Here is an 18,949-nt window from a genome sequence, read left to right as displayed (position 1 = left end):
TGTCAAACTGTACCTGTCGTGCCAGGAGGCAATTGTGTCCCTTGAAATTCAGCCTGAACAAACGCTTTACCAGCAACTGGCCGATAGCTTCGCAGAGGCCATTCATCAGGGTACTCTCAAGCCTGGTAAGCGCTTACCGGCTATCCGTCGCGTCGCCCAGTCGCACCAGGTGAGCGTGAACACCGTGCTGAATGCCTGGCAGCTGCTGGAGAACCGTGGCCTGATTGAGGCACGACCGCAATCAGGCTATTACGTGCGCGGCGTCCTGCCTGTGGTCACCCGGCATACTCAGCACGCTGCTCGTGTGATACGCGATCCCAGCAACGAAAAGCTGGATTTGATCGATAAAGTGTTCGCCGCGCAGAATCATCCTGATTACATCAATATCTCGCTGGCCTGTCCGCAGGACAGCGAACTGTTCCCCTCGGCCCGGTTAGCCCGCATCACCGCCTCATTGCTACGACGCAATCCCAACCTTATCGGTCGCTATGCGCTTCCGCCCGGTAGTGAGCGCTTACGGGAGGAGATTGCGCGACGCGCATTACATGCGGGTCAGTCACTCACCGCCGATGATATCACCCTCACCCATGGTTGTATGGAGGCGTTGCAGCTGGCATTGCGCGCGGTGACGCAGCCCGGCGACTGCGTAGGGCTGGAATCACCTACCTACTTTTTTTTGTTCCCTTTGCTGGCTTCACTCGGCCTCAAAGCGCTGGAAATCCCCACCGATCCGCAGCGTGGTTTGTCGCTGGATGCGCTGAAAATGCTGCTGCAGGAAGAGCGACTTCAGGCGATTGTGGCGATGCCCACGGCACAAAATCCGCTGGGTTACTGTATGAGCCTGCCCGACAAGAAAAGGCTCGCAAGGTTGGTAAATACTTACAAAGTGCCGCTCATTGAAGACGGCCTTTACGATGAATTGCAGTTTGACTGGCCGCTTTCCCCTGCCGTGAAGGCCTTTGACGAGCAGGGCTGGGTTTTATACTGCACCAGCTTTACCAAAACCGTTGCGCCGGATTTCCGTGTCGGCTGGATTGCGGCCGGACGCTTCCACGATGCTATCGCACGGCTTAAAGCCGTGTCATCGATGGCGGAGTCCGCTCTGCTGTCAGAGACGCTGGCAGAGTTTCTTGCTAATGGCGGTTATGACCATCATCTGCGTAGCCTGCGGCGCTGTTATGCCAGCAATCTGGATGAGGCGCGAGGGTTAATTGCCCAGCATTTTCCCCAGGGCACGCAGGCCACGTTGCCGCGCGGCGGCTTTGTTTTTTGGGTGGAACTGCCGGGCAACGTGAACACGACCGAGATGTTCTCTCGTCTGCTGAAAGAGCAGATCTGCGTGACGCCCGGCGCGCTGTATTCGCTGAGTGAGCGCTATAACCATGCACTGCGCCTCTCGTGCTGCTATCCGTTTACCGATCGCTACATTCGCGCTATCGCCCGCGTCGGTGCCATCGCCTGTGAACTTGCGGGCCTGCCGCCGGGTCGGGCTCAGGGCGTTCCGTTCCGTCCCCAGATGGTATAACCATGACGTTCAGTCAGACGCTCGTAATAGGTCCGGACAGCCGGCAGGTCGGGATGATCCAGCGGGGTTTCAAACCAGCGGTTCACGGCAAGGCCAATCGGGATATCCGCCAGCGTGAAGTTGCGTCCGGCGACATAGCGACCAGTGTGCTCCAGCTGCTGGTTGAGAATCCCCATGGTATGGGACCAGCCTTTGCAGGCCGCAGCTAACAGGCGGGGATCCTGATGCGCGGGCGAATGGCGCACCAGCGACATAAAGGCATAGCGCCACGAGGTGTTAAGTTCGGTTGATTGCCAGTCCATCCACTGATCCACCGGCGCGCGCGCGCGCGGATTTTCCGGGTAAAGCCACTCGCCGCCATAGGCCGTGGCCAGATAGCGCAAAATAGCGTTGGATTCCCACATGACAAAGTCGTCGTCGAGTAATACCGGGATCATGGCATTGGGATTAAGCGCCATAAATTCTGGCGAGTGAGTGGATTTGAAACCTTCGCCCCACTCTTCGCGTTCGTAAAGCAGGTCCAGCTCGTCACACAGCCATAATACTTTGCGCACATTGATTGAGGAGGCGCGTCCAAGAATTTTTAACATAGCAGGCTCCATCCGGTTGCTTAACTTATTCATAGCCCTGTTAACTGACATAAGCAATTGCCCGGGCATGAAAAAACCTCTTTATCTCAATGAAAAGGAGTGACAATGAAGGTTGCGTTTAAACAAGTGGACGTTTTCACCTCGATTGCGTTCAACGGCAATCCGCTGGCCGTCATCATGGATGCGCAGGGCCTCGACGACAGCCAGATGGCGGCGATTGCACGCTGGACCAACTTATCCGAGACGACCTTTGTCCTGCCGCCAGAAGACAGCCAGGCTGACTACCGCGTGCGCATCTTCACCGTACAGGGCGAGCTACCGTTTGCAGGTCATCCCACGCTGGGTACCGCCCATGCCCTGCTTGAGGCGGGCTGGAAAACCAACACACCAGGCAGGATGGTGCAGCAGTGCGGCGTCGGCAATGTGGTGGTGACAATCCCATCCGATGGTACGCTGGCTTTTGCCGCGCCCAGCGCCACCCTGACGCCCTACCACGATGCCCTGATCAGCACAGCATTAAACAGCGACGCGCTGGATCATTCACAGCCTGTCACCGTGGCGGATATGGGCATTCGCTGGTTGCTTATCCCGATGGTCAGTGCCGAGGCGGTGCGCGCCGTCATACCCGACGTCAACGATCTTGAGCGGTTAATTACCCACGCCAGCGTGGATGGTGTAATGCCCTTTGGCCCGCTGCCCTCGGGAGAAACAGAACAGTATGAAGTGCGGGGATTACTGGTTGAGCACGGCAGCCTGACAGAAGATCCGATTACCGGCAGCGCAAATGCCTGCCTGGCGCGCTACTTCGCGGCTCAGGGTAAACCGCACAATTACCGCGTTCGTCAGGGCACGCAGGTCAGACGTCAGGGCCGGGTGAACGTGGCTTATGAGGGCGAAACCATCTGGATTGGCGGAAAAACAGTGACGATCGTTGAGGGCACAATTGACGTTACGCCCTGAGACACGACAGGGCGACGGAGTCGCCCTTACTGTTACAGTCCCTGCCCGCCCGATGCTTCGATGCGTTGCGCGGTGATCCAGCCGGTTTCCTCGCTCAGAATGGCGCAAATGGCGTCGCCAATATCATCAGGTAATCCGACCCGCCCCAGAGCGGTCAACGCAGCGATGCTTTCATTCACGGCTTTATCGTCACGCACCCGTCCACCGCCAAAATCCGTTTCAATCGCGCCCGGCGCCAGGATATTAACGCGGATTCGACGTTCCCCCAGCTCTTTGGCCTGGTAACGGGTCAGCACTTCCATCGCCCCTTTCATCGCCGCATAGGTGCCCGAGCCAGGATAGGTCAGGCGCGTTAATCCACTGGAGATATTCAGAATGCGCCCGCCGTCGCTGATAACAGGCAGCAGTTTTTGCGTCAGGAAGTACGGCCCTTTGAAATGCACATTCATCAGCGCATCAAATTCCGCTTCCGTCGTCTCGGCAAAAGGTTTGTAGTGACCATGCCCGGCATTGTTCACTAAATAATCAAATGTCTCACGCTGCCAGTGCTGCTGTAAGGTGTTTTTGACATCAGAAATGAAGCGGTCGAACTGGCTAACATCACCCACATCCAGCTGTAGCGCTATGGCGCGACCGCCTGCGCGCTCAACAGCGTTGACGACGTCCTGTGCTTCGTTTTGATGATTGCGGTACGTCAGGATGATATCCCGGCCTTTTGCCGCCAGTTTTAGCGCTGCATTCTTGCCTAAACCGCGATTTGCGCCCGTAATCAAGACGATTTTACGATTCATGTTGATTTCCTGTTGCAAAATTGAACACAGATTCAGGATATTCGTTAAAAATTGTTCTATAAACGCTTAAGAATGCGCAGCACTGTTCCATTTACAACAACAATCGGCAGGCTATATGGATAAAATTCATGCAATGCAGGTGTTCGTCAGAGTTGCAGAGATGGGCAGTTTTACGGCGGCGGCTGACAGCCTTGGGTTACCAAAAGGCAGCGTATCACGGCAAATTCAGGCGCTGGAGAATCTGATGGGCACACGGCTGCTGCATCGTACTACCCGCCGCGTGCAGCTGACTCAGGATGGCCTGGTATACTATGATCGCTGTCTTGATTTGCTGGCGATGATTGGCGATATGGACAGCCTGTTTCAGCACGATCCCGCGACGTTAAGTGGCAAACTGCGGGTCGACATGTCCGTGGCAATGGCGAGCGATCTTATTCTTCCGCGTCTGCCTGAATTCCTTCAGCACTATCCTGGCGTGGAAATTGAACTCAGCAGCAACGATCGCCAGGTTGACGTCATTCGCGAAGGTTTTGACTGTGTGATTCGCGTTGGCGAGCTAAAGGATTCGGGACTGATCGCCCGCCGTATAGGCACGCACACCTTGATTAACTGTGCCAGTCCTGACTATCTTGCGCGTTTTGGCAGGCCGATTCGGCTTGAGGAGCTGTCGCAGCATGCAATGGTGCATTACAGCCAGCCGTTAGGTCAGGCGGCGCAAGGCTTCGAATACTTCGATGGTAAGCAGTGCCACTATGTGCACACGGGCGGCGTCGTGACGGTGAACAGCACCGAAACCTACCGCGCCGCCTGCCTTGCGGGCCTGGGCATTATTCAGGTGCCGACGGTGGGCATCCAAAAATATCTTGAAAGCGGTCAACTGGTCGAGGTGCTCCATGCGTTCCCGGCCAAACCGATGCCCATTCACTTGCTCTATCCCCATCGCCGGAATGTCGCGCGTCGGGTTCGGGTGTTTATGGAGTGGTTAAGTCAGGTGCTCCAGGAGTATGTCACCTGACAGGCTATAATGTGATTTTAAGGTTCAACAGGAAAGTGAATGTCTATGACAGACGAGCAGGACAACGTAAAAGACGCCAAACCGCTGATCGATATTAAAACCGGCAACAAGTCCGTCGATCGTTCCATCGTGCGCGTATCACGCTTCGCCGCCTGGTTCCAGGCGATACCGGCGGTAGCGCACTTTATTCGCGCGCTGGATCGGTTTAACGATCGCCTCGGCAGCCAGTTTGGTGCCGCCATTACCTATTTTTCGTTTCTGTCGCTCATCCCCATTTTAATGGTGTCTTTTGCTGCCGTGGGTTTCGTGCTGGCCTCGAATCCGGACCTCCTGACCGATATCATCAACAAAATCGTCAGCAGCATCAGCGATCCGTCGCTGGCGACCACGTTAAAAAACACCGTGAACACGGCCATTCAGCAACGCGCAACCGTGGGCATCACCGGTTTGTTGCTGGCGTTGTATTCCGGTCTCAACTGGATGGGGAATTTACGCGAGGCTATTCGTGCGCAGTCACGCGACGTCTGGGAGCGTCAACCCGACGATAAAGAGAAGATCTGGAAACGCTATATTCGCGACTTCTTGTCCCTGACCGGCCTGATGCTGGCGCTGGTGATTACTTTGTCACTGACCTCCGTCGCCGGTTCCGCCCAGGCGACTATCGTTAATGCGTTAGGGCTGGATGGCATTGAATGGTTGCGCCCGGCACTGACGATCATCGCGACGTCCATCTCTGTACTGGCAAATTATCTGCTGTTTCTGTGGATTTTCTGGATTCTGCCTCGCCATAAACCGCGCAAAAAAGCCCTGCTGCGTGGCACCTTACTGGCGGCCATCGGGTTTGAAGTCATTAAGTTTGTGATGACGTTGACGCTGCCGAAACTCGCCAGCTCGCCCTCGGGTGCGGCTTTTGGCTCGGTGTTGGGGCTGATGGCGTTCTTCTATTTCTTTGCCCGCCTGACATTGTTCTGCGCGGCCTGGATTGCCACCGCCAAATACAAAGACGATCCACGCATGCCTGAAAAAGGCGCAATGGCCACCCACGAACAGCAGTAACCAGCGAAAAATCCCTGCCCCCGGTTATTTATCAGCCACTTTACAGCATGAATAACCAGGGGGTCACTTTTCTTCAGCGCTTTCACAGAGTATCTCGCCATGTTTATCTCTGTTAACGCTGCCATTCTCCGACATTTCACATCAGGCAAAGATTTTCTACTTTTAGGCAGAGAAAGCCGCGGCTGACGCGGTTTCCAGCCATTGAATGCCGCTATACAGGTGCGTAAGATTCCTTAACGGTATTTAAAAATAAGAAACATTTATGCAAGCCTCCATCTCAGAAACTCTTGATAAACAACATGAGCCAACGCCAGTGAACTCACGCAGTAAAGTCGTTATTGCTTCACTGGTTGGCACCGCCATCGAATTTTTCGATTTCTATATTTATGCCACCGCCGCGGTCATTGTCTTTCCGCATATCTTTTTTCCTCAGGGTGATGCCACTGTCGCCACGCTACAGTCACTGGCGACCTTCGCGATTGCGTTCGTTGCGCGCCCTATCGGCTCAGCGCTGTTTGGTCACTTCGGTGACCGTGTCGGTCGTAAAGCCACCCTGGTAGCCTCGCTGCTGACCATGGGGATCTCTACCGTGGTCATTGGTTTGTTACCCAGCTATCAGAGCATTGGCGTTCTGGCCCCGCTGCTGTTAGCACTGGCCCGCTTTGGTCAGGGCCTGGGACTCGGCGGCGAATGGGGCGGTGCGGCCCTGCTGGCCACGGAAAATGCGCCAGCCAAAAAGCGTGCGCTGTACGGTTCCTTCCCGCAGTTGGGTGCGCCCATTGGATTCTTTTTTGCCAACGGCACCTTCCTGCTGCTCTCCTGGTTGCTGACCGACGAGCAGTTTATGCAGTGGGGCTGGCGCGTGCCTTTTGTACTGTCTGCCGTGCTGGTCCTGATTGGCCTGTATGTGCGCGTGTCGCTACATGAAAGTCCGGTCTTTGCCAAAGTGCAGAAAGAGAAGAAGCAGGTGCGCGTGCCGATTGCCTCACTTCTGAGCAAACATCTGACGGCGACCATTCTGGGCACCTTCATCATGCTTGCCACCTACACGCTGTTTTACATCATGACAGTTTACTCAATGAGTTACGGCACCGCCGCCGCGCCTGCGGGGCTGGGCATCTCACGTAACAGCATGCTGTGGATGTTGATGATGGCGGTCATTGGCTTCGGCGTGATGGTCCCCATCGCGGGCCTGCTGGCTGACCGCTTTGGTCGCCGGAAAACCATGATCACCATTACGCTGATGATTATTGGTTTCTCATTCCTGTTCCCTGTGATGCTGGGTTCCGGCTCTCAGGCGCTGGTGATGGCCTTCCTGCTGCTGGGATTAAGCATCATGGGCCTGACATTTGGCCCGATGGGTGCGCTGCTGCCCGAGCTGTTCCCGACAGAAGTGCGCTATACCGGCGCGTCGTTCTCATACAACCTGTCGTCGATTCTGGGGGCCTCCGTTGCGCCATATATCGCAACCTGGCTGAACGTGCACTACGGCTTATATGCCGTCGGATTGTACCTGGCCTCTATGGCCTTCCTGACGCTGATCGCCCTGATTGCCTGTAAAGAAACCCGGCATCAAACGCTGTATGAAGTGTGATCTCAGGTCACGCTTATAAAAAAACCCGGGTTTTTAGCGGCAGCAGACGGTTGGGTAAGGTGATGGCCCAGAGCGTCATCGGTGTTGTGTTTTCACTGTGCCAGTCCGGCAAAACACGACGCAGTGGACCATCAAGCAGATAGCCGTTTGCGATAAATCTACACACATTGCGCAGCCAGACTCTTCCCGAAGCGCATTTGGGGAAAAGGCGGGGACTGACTGAATGCCGACCCGACCCGCAGCGCCCGGCTGTCGCTTCTGTCGCCGTATGCTATGCCCTCAGACATCATCACGAGTATTTTGCTGGCAACCTTACGGCTGGCGTGTTCCTTATTCTTGCCGGGTGTCAGTATGTTGGTTACAGGAGCCTTTTACCGCCTGTTATCGTGTCGCCAGGCGCATGCTAAAACAAAAAGGCGCAGCCAGATGGCTGCGCCTTTTTGTCTTACATTTGCTGAAAACGGTGGCGGTGCGACTTAGCCTGCAACCGCGATGCGTTTCATATCGGTCATGTAACCACGCAGTTTGCGGCCAACCTGCTCGATAGGATGCTGACGAATGGCTTCATTAACGTCGCGCAGTTGGGCGTTATCCACCTGCGTGCCGTCAATAGCTTTACCCAGATCGCCCGGCTGCAGTGAGGCCATAAACTCTTTCAGCAGCGGCACCGCCGCAAAAGAGAACAGGTAGTTACCGTACTCAGCGGTATCAGAAATGACCACGTTCATTTCATACAGGCGTTTACGGGCAATGGTGTTCGCGATCAGCGGCAGCTCGTGCAGTGACTCGTAGTAAGCCGACTCTTCGATGATGCCAGCATCTACCATGGTTTCAAATGCCAGCTCAACGCCCGCTTTGACCATGGCAACCATGACAACGCCTTTGTCGTAGTATTCTTGCTCTTCGATTTTGCCGTCGAACTGAGGGGCGGTTTCGAACGCGGTTTTACCGGTCTCTTCGCGCCAGGTCAGCAGCTTCTTATCGTCATTCGCCCAGTCCGCCATCATGCCAGCAGAGAAATCGCCTGAGATGATGTCATCCATGTGCTTCTGGAACAGGGGAGCCATGATGGTTTTCAGCTGCTCAGACAGTGCGTAAGCACGCAGTTTCGCCGGATTAGACAGGCGATCCATCATCAGCGTAATGCCGCCAAATTTCAGGGATTCGGTGATGGTTTCCCAGCCAAACTGAATCAGTTTCTCGGTATACGCCGCATCGTGACCTTCAGCCACCAGCTTATCGAAGCACAGCAGAGAACCGGCCTGCAGCATGCCGCACAGAATGGTCTGCTCACCCATCAGGTCAGATTTCACTTCCGCAACGAAAGAGGATTCCAGCACGCCAGCGCGGTCGCCACCGGTGGCAGAAGCCCAGGCTTTAGCGATAGCCATACCTTCACCTTTCGGATCGTTTTCCGGGTGAACCGCGATCAGCGTCGGTACCCCGAAGCCACGCTTGTATTCTTCACGGACTTCGGTGCCCGGACACTTCGGCGCCACCATAACGACGGTGATATCTTTACGGATGGTTTCGCCCACTTCGACAATGTTGAAGCCGTGTGAATAGCCCAGCGCGGCACCGTCTTTCATCAGTGGCTGTACAGCCTGAACAACGGCGGAGTGCTGTTTGTCTGGCGTCAGGTTAACCACCAGGTCCGCCTGAGGAATCAGTTCTTCGTAAGTGCCCACTTTGAAACCGTTGTCGGTGGCTTTGCGATACGAGGCACGTTTTTCGGCGATGGCTTCTGCACGCAGGGCATAAGAAACATCCAGACCGGAATCGCGCATGTTCAGGCCCTGGTTCAGGCCCTGCGCACCACAGCCCACAATCACAATCTTTTTGCCTTTCAGGAAGCTGGCGCCATCCGCGAACTCGTCACGCCCCATAAAACGACATTTGCCCAGTTGCGCTAACTGGTTGCGCAGATTCAGTGTGTTGAAGTAATTAGCCATGGCTACTCCGGTTAAATGTTGTGTTTGCTTTTGTCTGTTGACGGCGTGAGATTCAGCGCCGCGAATGACCCCATCATATGACAGGATTTCTGTTGCTTAAATTGATATATTAACAACATTACATTGCAATAATCGCAATGCATTCCTGAGGTGGAACCTGTATGGATTTACGCGATCTCAAATTGTTTTTACATCTGGCAGAAAGCTGCCATTTTGGCCGCACCGCACGGGCCATGCACGTCAGTCCGTCCACGCTGTCACGCCAGATTCAGCGGCTGGAAGAGGATGTCGGCCACGCGTTGTTTCTGCGTGATAACCGCACCGTCACGCTCACCGAAGCGGGCGAAAGACTGAAGTTATTTGCACAACAAACCTTACTGCAGTATCAGCAATTGCGCCATGCCATGGATCTCAACGGTCCGTCACTCAGTGGTGAACTTCGCCTGTTTTGCTCGGTGACCGCCGCGTACAGCCATCTGCCGCCCATTCTGGATCGTTTCCGCGCCGAGCATCCTCAGGTGGAAATCAAACTGACTACCGGCGATGCGGCCGATGCGATTGAAATGGTCCAGTCGGGTAATGCCGATCTGGCGATTGCCGGTCGACCTGAATCGCTGCCTGCCAGCATTGATTTCACCACGCTGGGGCTGTTGCCGCTGGGGCTGATTGCACCTGCACTGCCCTGTCCGGTGCGCAGTCAGGCGACAGAAGAGGCACCGGACTGGTCACAGATTCCGTTTATCCTGCCCGAGCAGGGACCGGTCCGGCGGGCGATCGAGCTATGGTTCCGCCGTCATCGCATCGTTAACCCATTGATTTATGCGACCGTTGCCGGTCATGAAGCAATCGTGTCGATGGTAGCGCTGGGCTGTGGGATTGCGCTGCTGCCGGATGTGGTGCTGGAGAACAGCCCTGAGCCGGTACGAAACCGTGTGCTGCCGCTGGAAAGCGTGGCGTCCGTCGCACCGCTGGAGCTGGGTGTTTGTGTACAAAAAAAGCGGCTCGGAGAGCCGCTTATCAGTGCATTCTGGCACCAGCTATAGTTACTGGCCTGCCAGGAAGAAGCGGAATGCCGGGTTATGCGTTTCGTCGTGGAAATCGTAACCCAGGTCGGCAAGGTGCTCTTCAAAACGCGGTTCGTCGTTGCCAAGCTCGAAGGCCGTGAGGACCCGGCCGTAGTCCGTGCCGTGGCTACGGTAATGGAACAGTGAGATATTCCAGTGCGTGCCCAGCGTTTGCAGAAACTTAAGCAATGCGCCGGGCGCTTCCGGAAACTCAAAGCTGAACAGGCGCTCACGCAGCGGCTTGGAAGGCCGTCCACCCACCATGTAACGCACGTGCAGCTTCGCCATCTCATCGTCAGACAGATCCACCACCTGATAGCCGTTTTCCGTTAACTGGCTGATGATCTCTGCGCGCTCATCCATCCCGCGCGTCAGCCGCACGCCGACAAAAATGCAGGCTTTGTCGGTGTCGGCATAGCGATAGTTAAACTCGGTAATCGAGCGACCACCCAACGTCTGACAAAACTTCAGGAAGCTGCCCTGCTGTTCCGGGATCGTGACCGCCAGCAGAGCTTCGCGTTGTTCACCCAGCTCACAACGTTCAGAAACGTAGCGCAAACCATGGAAGTTAACGTTAGCCCCCGACAACACGTGCGCCAGGCGTTCGCCCTGAATATCGTGCTGCTGGACGTATTTCTTCATGCCCGCCAGCGCCAGCGCGCCTGAAGGTTCTGCCACGGCGCGCACATCTTCAAACAAATCTTTCATTGCCGCGCAGATCGCATCGCTGTCCACGGTGACGATGTCGTCGAGATATTCCTGGCACAGGCGGAAAGTTTCGTTACCGATGCGCTTCACGGCCACACCTTCGGCGAACAAGCCCACGCGCGGTAAATCCACCGGCTCACCAGCCTCCAGCGCCGCTTTCAGGCAGGCCGAGTCTTCTGACTCAACAGCGATCACTTTGATTTGCGGCATCAGCTGCTTGATGAGCACCGCCACGCCCGCGGCCAGACCGCCGCCGCCCACCGGAACAAAAACCCGATCGAGATGTGCGTCCTGCTGCAGCAGTTCCATCGCCAGCGTGCCTTGTCCGGCGATGACCGCCGGATGGTCAAACGGTGGCACAAAGGTGTAACCCTGCTGCGTCGCCAGTTCAATGGCTTTGGCTTTCGCCTCGTCAAAGTTGGCACCATACAGGAAGGCTTCACCGCCAAATGCACGCACCGCATCCACCTTGATGTCCGCTGTCGCCAGCGGCATGACGATCAGCGACTTGATGCCCAGCTTCGTCGCCGATAACGCAACGCCCTGGGCGTGGTTACCGGCCGACGCGGTGACAACACCGCGTGCTTTCTGCTCTTCATCAAGGCCGGCAATCATCGCGTAGGCACCGCGCAGTTTAAAACTGTGCACCGGCTGGCGATCTTCTCGCTTCACCAGAATGGTATTGCCCAGACGTGCAGAGATTTTTTCCATCTTCTGCAGTGGGGTAACCTGTGCCACTTCGTATACCGGTGAACGTAACACCGCACGCAGATACTCGGCACCGCAGGGCGCCTCGGGTAGCGGTTGAGCCTCAGCCATCTTAGCCTCCCAGCTTACTCTTATCGCGCACAGCACCTTTATCGGCGCTGGTCGCGAGCGATGCATAGGCGCGCAGGGCAAACGACACGTCGCGCTGACGGTTCATCGGCGTGTAAGCTGCGTCGCCACGGGCTTCCTGCTCTTCACGGCGGGCATGCAGTTCATTATCCGGTACGGCCAGTCTGATACCGCGGTTTGGGATATCGATATCGATGATATCGCCATCTTTCACCAGCGCGATGGTGCCGCCGTTAGCGGCTTCAGGTGAGGCGTGACCAATTGACAGGCCAGAGGTGCCGCCAGAGAAGCGACCGTCGGTGATCAGGGCACAACTTTTACCCAGCCCCATCGACTTCAGGTAAGTGGTGGGATACAGCATTTCCTGCATGCCCGGCCCACCTTTTGGCCCTTCGTAACGGATCACAACCACGTCACCCGCTACCACTTTGCCACCGAGGATAGCTTCCACTGCGTCATCCTGGCTTTCATAAACTTTGGCCGGGCCGCTGAACGTCAGAATCTCTTTATCGACGCCCGCGGTTTTTACGATACAGCCATCTTCGGCAATGTTGCCGTAGAGCACGGCCAGACCACCATCCTGGGAATAGGCATGTTCGCGCGTACGGATACAGCCTTCAGCGCGGTCATCATCCAGCGAGTCCCAACGGCAACTTTGCGAAAACGCCTGAGTCGTTCGAATACCGGCTGGACCCGCACGGAACATGTCCTTCACCGCCTGATCCTGAGTCAGCATGATGTCGTACTGATCGAGCGTTTCACGCAGGCTCTGCTGCAGAATGTTACGGGCGCTGGTGTCAATCAGCCCGGCACGATCCAGCTCGCCGAGAATACCGATGACGCCACCCGCACGGTGCACATCTTCCATGTGATATTTCGGCGTGCTTGGTGCCACTTTGCACAACTGAGGAACTTTGCGTGACAGGCGATCGATATCAGAGATGTTAAAGTCCACCTCACCTTCCTGCGCGGCAGCCAGCAGGTGCAGAACGGTATTTGTAGAGCCGCCCATAGCGATATCCAGCGTCATGGCATTTTCAAACGCGGCTTTGGTGGCGATGTTGCGCGGCAGCATATTCACATCATCCTGCTCGTAATAGCGTTTGGTCAGGCTGACGATGCGCTTACCGGCGTTAATGAACAGCGCTTTACGGTCGGCATGGGTGGCCAACAGTGAACCGTTACCCGGTTGTGACAGGCCGAGGGCTTCGGTCAGGCAGTTCATTGAGTTTGCGGTGAACATGCCCGAACAGGAGCCGCAGGTTGGACAGGCGGAGCGTTCAATCTGCTCACTGTCAGCATCGCTGACGTTCGGGTTAGCCCCCTGGATCATGGCATCCACCAGATCCAGCTTGATGATCTGATCGGACAGTTTGGTTTTACCGGCTTCCATTGGGCCGCCGGAAACAAAGATCACCGGAATATTCAGGCGCAGTGCGGCCATCAACATGCCGGGGGTGATTTTGTCGCAGTTTGAAATGCAGACCATGGCATCAGCACAGTGCGCGTTCACCATGTACTCGACAGAGTCGGCAATCAGCTCACGTGAAGGCAGAGAATACAGCATGCCGCCATGACCCATGGCAATACCGTCGTCCACCGCGATCGTGTTGAACTCTTTGGCCACGCCACCTGCCGCTTCGATTTGCTCGGCAACCAGCTTACCCAGGTCACGCAGGTGTACGTGGCCCGGCACAAACTGGGTGAATGAGTTAACGACGGCGATAATCGGTTTGCCGAAATCATCGTCGGTCATTCCTGTTGCGCGCCAGAGGGCACGGGCACCAGCCATGTTGCGGCCGTGGGTGGTGGTAGCGGAACGGTACTTAGGCATGCTCTTTACTCCAGTCAAAATAAGATCGCGGACATCCAGCGACATCCGCGCAAGGTCTGGTTATGCGTTAACCGGGTCCAGCCAGCCCCATTTGTCTTCGGTCTCGCCGGTAAACAGGCCAAAGAATGCCTGCTGAATGCGTTTGGTGACGGGCCCACATTTGCCTTCGCCAACCTGAATGCGATCCACGCTGCGTACCGGGGTGATTTCTGCCGCCGTGCCGGACATAAAGACTTCGTCAGCCAGGTACAGAGATTCACGAGACAGTGCCTGTTCACGCACTTCGATGCCCATATTACGCGCCAGCGTGATGATGGCATCGCGGGTGATGCCCGGCAGTGCAGAGGAGGTAAACGGCGGGGTAAACAGCACGCCATCTTTCACTTCAAACAGATTTTCGCCTGCGCCTTCTGAAATCAGGCCATTGGTATCCAGCGCAATGCCTTCCTGATAGCCATGGCGGCGCGCCTCACTGCCTACCAGCAGGGAAGACAGATAGTTGCCGCCCGCTTTTGCTGCGGTTGGCAATGTGTTTGGCGCAACGCGGTTCCATGAAGACACCATGGCATCAATGCCGTTTTCCAGCGCTTCAGCACCCAGGTAAGCGCCCCACGGGAACGCTGCAACAATCACATCCGTGGTGAAGCCATCCGGCGGGTTCACGCCCAGACCGACATCGCCCACGAAAGCCAGCGGACGGATGTAGGCGCTTTTCAGGTTGTTCACGCGAATCACTTCACGGCAGGCTTCCATCAGTTCATCAACGCTGTGCTTGATCGGGAAACGGTAAATTTTGGCGGAATCGTGCAGACGCTGCATGTGCTCGCGGTGACGGAAGACGACCGGGCCTTTGTGTGAGTCGTAGCAGCGCACGCCTTCAAATACCGAGGTGCCGTAATGCAGAGCGTGAGACATCACGCTGACTTTCGCCTCTTCCCACTTAACCATTTCGCCGTTGAACCAAATGAAATCTGCTTTCTTGGTGCTCATTATTATTTCCTTTCGCGACTACGCGCGGATTTGTTGTGATGTCTGTTGTTGAATCTGGACGCAGGCGACATCCATCAGTTTGCTTAACTGGGAAGACAGTAAATCGACAGAGCGCTGGCTGGCAACGGTCATTTCGATATTAATGTTTTCGGCGTTAGCCACAGTCGCCATGTTCATTGAACACACCTGAAAGCCACGATGGCGTACTACACGTAAAATGCGTTCCAATATTTCAGGTCGAAAGCGCGCTTCGATAGACAATTGATGCTGGTTCATACGGTTTTCTCCATCATGTTGGCGTTGCTGGCACCGGGCGGTACCAATGGCCAGACGTTTTCATGCTCATCAATTGACACGTGCAGGAAATAAGGACCTTCACTGTTCAGCAGAGCATCGATTGCGGCGTCGACCTGATCTTTACGGGTGATTCGCTGGCCCGGGATATCAAATGCGCTGGCCAGCGTGAGGAAGTCGGGGTTGTCGGTCAGGATGGTTTCACTGTAGCGACCGTCAAAAAACAGCTGCTGCCACTGGCGAACCATGCCCAGACGCTGGTTATCCAGCAGCAGAATTTTCACAGGCAGTTTGCCACGCTTAATGGTGCCCAGTTCCTGAATATTCATCATGATAGAGCCGTCGCCCGAGACACAGATGACGGTATCGTGAGGGCGCGCAACCTGTGCGCCGATTGCCGCAGGCAGGCCAAAGCCCATGGTGCCTAAGCCACTGGAGGTGATGAAATCTTCAGGGGCGTCACAGGCTATATGCTGGGCCGCCCACATCTGATGCTGACCTACGTCGGTGGTAACAACAGTGTTTGCCGGTTTGCGATCGGACAATTGTTTCAGTAATAACGGCGCATAGATGGCTTCACCGGGATGATCGTAGCGCCACGCATGCTGTGCTTTCAGCGCCATGACTTCGTCGCGCCAGGCCTGAATCTGTAAAGGCTGGCTCAGGGCCGGCAGGACATGGTTGAGATCGCCTTGCAGCGACACATGTGCACGGCGCAGCTTATTCAGTTCTGCAGGGTCCACATCCAGATGGATCACGCTGGCCAGCGGGGCGAAGGTGTCCAGTTTACCGGTGACGCGGTCGTCAAAACGGGCACCCACCGCGATTAACAGGTCGCAGGACTGGACGGCCAGATTAGCGGCCTTAGTGCCGTGCATGCCCAGCATGCCCAGATAACATTCGCTGTCGGCATCCACACTTCCCAGGCCCTTCAGCGTGGCAACAGCGGGAATGCCGGTTTCCTGCATCAACGCGCGCAGTGCCGGCACCGCTTGCGCCATGCCGACGCCACCGCCGACATACAGCATAGGTTTTTTGGCCTGCGCCATCATTGCCCGCGCGTCAATAATTGCCTGATGCGGCATCGACATCGCTTCTTCCACCGGCATCAACTGCGGTGAAGGTTCCCCTTTTGCCAGCTGAATATCCTTTGGGATATCGACTAATACCGGCCCGGGGCGACCCGACTGCGCAATGGCGAACGCCTCGGCCATCACGGAAGGCAAATCATCCAGCGATTCAACCATGAAGCTGTGTTTGGTGCAGGCTAACGACAGACCGAGAACATCGATTTCCTGAAAGGCATCCGTACCGATGAAGGCAGAAGCGACCTGACCGGTCAACGCGACAACCGGCACGGAGTCCATCATGGCGTCAGCCAGGCCGGTGATTAGATTTGTTGCACCGGGGCCCGAAGTGGCAATGCAGACACCGGTTTTACCGGTTGAACGGGCATAGCCGATTGCGGCCATCACCGCGCCCTGCTCGTGACGGCACAACAGGTGTTCGACGCCGCCGTCGTATAGCGCATCGTACACTGGCATGATGGCGCCGCCAGGGTAACCAAATACGGTATCAACGCCTTGTGCGCGTAAAGCCTGAACTACCCATTGTGCACCTGTCATCGTTATTCTCCTGTCGCCTGAGGGGAACAACAGAATTTTATGCTACTGTTCATTGTTTGTTCCTTGCAGATTTACTGAATTTTGCCAGGTCAAAAAAAAACCCCCGGACCTTTCGGTGCGGGGGTTTTTTTAGAGTTCTGGCTTGATTTTTAAGCCTTTCTTGCTCCAAGCGTTGCCCCGCACAGTGGGTTAATAATCACCACCACGCTAATCACGACAAGGCTAATCACTAGTAGAAGGGCTTTCATAACGTATTCGATTCTTTAACTCGTTCGAAGTAATGCCTACAGAGTTATCATAGTTAGTAGGCTAATTACAATATTTTTTATCAGGTTTTTTATTGCGGCCCATTGCGTTCTTTCGTTATCAATTTGTAATTAAAAGATTATTTTATTGAGCCCCGACTTTGACAAAAAAACCATGCCGATGCGGTTATACCGCGTTCAAAGTCCGGTTCCACAAAAAAAAGCGTGCGGATGTATAGTGCGCAAATAAATCACGGCGCAGCTTACATTTTGTCCTTTTGGCCCTCGCCGTCATTGAAGCGCCAGGGCAGACTTGCCGCATTTGGGAGCGGCCATGTCTTTGTCAAAAGTTCTGACACGTGCAGCCATCGGGGTTGATGCGCCGCTGGTGACTATTGAAGTCCATATCAGCAACGGATTGCCTGCCCTGACGTTGGTGGGCTTACCGGAAACTACCGTCAAGGAGGCACGCGAACGTGTCCGTAGCGCCATCATTAACAGCGGCTTTGACTTCCCTGCCCGGCGAATCACCATCAATCTGGGCCCGGCCGATCTGCCTAAGGAAGGCGGGCGCTACGATTTGCCCATGGCTGTCGCCATTCTGGTCGCGTCTGAACAGCTCCCTGCAGAGAAGCTGGGCGGATATGAGTTTCTGGGCGAGCTGGCGCTAAACGGCGCTCTGTGTGGTGTACAGGCCGCCATTCCGGCTGCCCTTGCGGCGATTAAAGCTGGCAGGCAGTTGATTCTCTCAGCAGAAAACCAGACTGATGTGGGTTTAATCCGTAAAGGCTCAACGCTGGTAGCCGCCCATTTGATCGACGTTTGTGCTTTCTTACACAACAGGGGTGAACTCACGATTGCCACCCCCCACGCCGATAACACCGACGAAATCACAGACGATCTTCGCGATATTGTCGGGCAGGAACAAGGACGCCGTGCCCTGGAGATCACGGCGGCCGGTGGACATAACCTGATGCTGATCGGACCGCCAGGCACAGGCAAAACCATGCTTGCCACTCGTTTACCGGGCATCATGCCGCCATTAAGCGATCAGGAGGCCTTAGAATGCGCAGCGATAGCCAGCCTGAGTAATGCGGGCCCTGTGCATCATTCATGGCGTAAAAGGCCGTTCAGGGCCCCTCATCATAGTGCTTCACTGTATGCGCTCATTGGCGGTGGCGCATTGCCCCGTCCCGGCGAGATCTCGCTGGCCCATAATGGAGTGCTTTTTTTAGATGAATTGCCTGAATTCCAGCGCAGCGTTCTGGATGCATTGCGCGAACCCATTGAGTCCGGTGAAGTCGCGATTTCGCGAGCCAGGGCTAAGGTGGTTTACCCTGCACGTTTTCAGTTAGTCGCTGCGATGAATCCCAGTCCGACAGGACACTATCAGGGACAGCATAACCGCACCTCACCGCAGCAGATTTTACGCTATCTCAGCAAACTTTCCGGCCCCTTCCTTGATCGCTTTGATCTGTCGCTGGAGGTGCCATTGCTACCGCCGGGACTGTTAGGCCAGCAACAGCAGACGGGAGAAAGTTCTGTGGCGGTACGCGAGCGCGTGCTTGTTGCCCGGCAAAGACAGATTGCGCGTTCAGGAAAAATCAACGCTCATTTAGCTAATGCGGAGGTATTACGGTGGTGTGCGCTTTGTTCAGCGGATGCGAAGTGGCTGGAGTCTGTTTTAAATCAGTTGGGCTTATCAGTACGGGCTTGGCAGCGGATCCTGAAAGTGGCGCGCACGGTGGCCGATTTGGCCGGTGAAGAGACGATCAGCCGTTATCATTTGCAGGAAGCCGTCAGTTACCGAAGCATTGACCGCCTCATGACCTATCTTCATAACAACCTGCAGTAAAAAGGGGCTTTCGC

Annotated in this window: 17 protein-coding genes; 7 read left to right on the top strand and 10 right to left on the bottom strand. The window is 55.6% G+C overall.

Translation table 11 applies throughout. The features are described from left to right. Positions 1–34 precede the first annotated feature (34 nt). On the top strand, positions 35–1,525 hold the full coding sequence (locus GC087_RS01095) for an aminotransferase-like domain-containing protein (RefSeq protein ID WP_324029443.1): 1,491 nt from the start codon (positions 35–37) through the stop codon (positions 1,523–1,525). Here the strand turns inward: GC087_RS01095 and GC087_RS01090 are convergent. Next, on the bottom strand, positions 1,492–2,115 hold the full coding sequence (locus GC087_RS01090; protein ID WP_033738317.1) for a glutathione S-transferase family protein: 624 nt from the start codon (positions 2,113–2,115) through the stop codon (positions 1,492–1,494). The genes GC087_RS01095 and GC087_RS01090 overlap by 34 nt on opposite strands. A gap of 105 nt (positions 2,116–2,220) precedes the next feature. On the opposite strand from GC087_RS01090, the gene GC087_RS01085 reads away from it, so the two are divergent. After that, positions 2,221–3,075 carry a PhzF family protein gene (locus tag GC087_RS01085; protein ID WP_324029441.1) on the top strand — a complete coding sequence of 285 codons (855 nt, stop codon included), beginning with the start codon at positions 2,221–2,223 and terminating at the stop codon, positions 3,073–3,075. A 32-nt stretch (positions 3,076–3,107) separates the two neighbouring features. Here GC087_RS01085 and GC087_RS01080 read toward each other — a convergent pair whose 3' ends face one another. Beyond that, positions 3,108–3,866 carry an SDR family NAD(P)-dependent oxidoreductase gene (locus tag GC087_RS01080; RefSeq protein WP_006121151.1) on the bottom strand — a complete coding sequence of 253 codons (759 nt, stop codon included), beginning with the start codon at positions 3,864–3,866 and terminating at the stop codon, positions 3,108–3,110. A gap of 115 nt (positions 3,867–3,981) precedes the next feature. On the opposite strand from GC087_RS01080, the gene GC087_RS01075 reads away from it, so the two are divergent. The 3 genes from GC087_RS01075 to GC087_RS01065 all read left to right on the top strand — a co-directional run bounded on the left by GC087_RS01075 (position 3,982) and on the right by GC087_RS01065 (position 7,531). After that, positions 3,982–4,881 (top strand): LysR family transcriptional regulator, encoded by a 900-nt coding sequence (locus GC087_RS01075; protein WP_033738321.1) that lies wholly within the window; start codon positions 3,982–3,984, stop codon positions 4,879–4,881. Positions 4,882–4,920: 39 nt separating this feature from the next. Beyond that, a complete protein-coding gene (gene yhjD / locus GC087_RS01070) occupies positions 4,921–5,937 on the top strand; it encodes an inner membrane protein YhjD (protein WP_110268694.1) in 1,017 nt (338 codons plus the stop codon). 262 nt (positions 5,938–6,199) lie between these two features. Next, a complete protein-coding gene (locus GC087_RS01065) occupies positions 6,200–7,531 on the top strand; it encodes an MFS transporter (protein WP_033738323.1) in 1,332 nt (443 codons plus the stop codon). Between the two features lie 13 nt (positions 7,532–7,544). Here GC087_RS01065 and GC087_RS01060 read toward each other — a convergent pair whose 3' ends face one another. Both GC087_RS01060 and ilvC read right to left on the bottom strand, forming a co-directional pair. Further along, positions 7,545–7,697, bottom strand: coding sequence for a type 2 periplasmic-binding domain-containing protein (locus tag GC087_RS01060; protein ID WP_324029439.1), 153 nt, complete (start codon positions 7,695–7,697; stop codon positions 7,545–7,547). 310 nt (positions 7,698–8,007) lie between these two features. Then, positions 8,008–9,483 (bottom strand): ketol-acid reductoisomerase, encoded by a 1,476-nt coding sequence (ilvC, locus tag GC087_RS01055; RefSeq protein WP_033738325.1) that lies wholly within the window; start codon positions 9,481–9,483, stop codon positions 8,008–8,010. Between the two features lie 161 nt (positions 9,484–9,644). On the opposite strand from ilvC, the gene ilvY reads away from it, so the two are divergent. After that, entirely contained in the window at positions 9,645–10,526 is an 882-nt protein-coding gene (gene ilvY / locus GC087_RS01050) for an HTH-type transcriptional activator IlvY (protein ID WP_039342836.1), read from the top strand. Here the strand turns inward: ilvY and ilvA are convergent, their stop codons facing one another. The 6 genes from ilvA to ilvL all read right to left on the bottom strand — a co-directional run bounded on the left by ilvA (position 10,527) and on the right by ilvL (position 17,083). Then, positions 10,527–12,074 (bottom strand): threonine ammonia-lyase, biosynthetic, encoded by a 1,548-nt coding sequence (ilvA, locus tag GC087_RS01045; protein WP_006121157.1) that lies wholly within the window; start codon positions 12,072–12,074, stop codon positions 10,527–10,529. Position 12,075: 1 nt separating this feature from the next. Further along, positions 12,076–13,926 carry a dihydroxy-acid dehydratase gene (gene ilvD, locus GC087_RS01040; protein ID WP_324029437.1) on the bottom strand — a complete coding sequence of 617 codons (1,851 nt, stop codon included), beginning with the start codon at positions 13,924–13,926 and terminating at the stop codon, positions 12,076–12,078. Between the two features lie 60 nt (positions 13,927–13,986). Then, positions 13,987–14,916: a branched-chain amino acid transaminase gene (locus GC087_RS01035; protein ID WP_033738329.1), complete on the bottom strand. Its 930-nt coding sequence runs from the start codon at positions 14,914–14,916 to the stop codon at positions 13,987–13,989. 18 nt (positions 14,917–14,934) lie between these two features. Next, the gene (gene ilvM / locus GC087_RS01030; RefSeq protein ID WP_006121160.1) at positions 14,935–15,192 is read right to left on the bottom strand and encodes an acetolactate synthase 2 small subunit; all 258 of its coding nucleotides are present in this window, start codon (positions 15,190–15,192) and stop codon (positions 14,935–14,937) included. Continuing rightward, positions 15,189–16,835: an acetolactate synthase 2 catalytic subunit gene (ilvG, locus tag GC087_RS01025; protein ID WP_006121161.1), complete on the bottom strand. Its 1,647-nt coding sequence runs from the start codon at positions 16,833–16,835 to the stop codon at positions 15,189–15,191. Before ilvG ends, ilvM begins: the two co-directional genes overlap by 4 nt. Before the next feature lie 149 nt (positions 16,836–16,984). After that, entirely contained in the window at positions 16,985–17,083 is a 99-nt protein-coding gene (ilvL, locus tag GC087_RS01020; protein WP_071785161.1) for an ilv operon leader peptide, read from the bottom strand. Positions 17,084–17,414: 331 nt separating this feature from the next. On the opposite strand from ilvL, the gene GC087_RS01015 reads away from it, so the two are divergent. Then, a complete protein-coding gene (locus GC087_RS01015; RefSeq protein ID WP_205953774.1) occupies positions 17,415–18,935 on the top strand; it encodes a YifB family Mg chelatase-like AAA ATPase in 1,521 nt (506 codons plus the stop codon). The last annotated feature ends 14 nt before the right edge of the window (positions 18,936–18,949 follow it).

The organism is Pantoea sp. JZ2, assembly GCF_035191405.1.
In the GTDB taxonomy this organism is placed as follows: domain Bacteria; phylum Pseudomonadota; class Gammaproteobacteria; order Enterobacterales; family Enterobacteriaceae; genus Pantoea; species Pantoea stewartii.
This window is presented reverse-complemented; position numbering and strand designations above follow the sequence as displayed.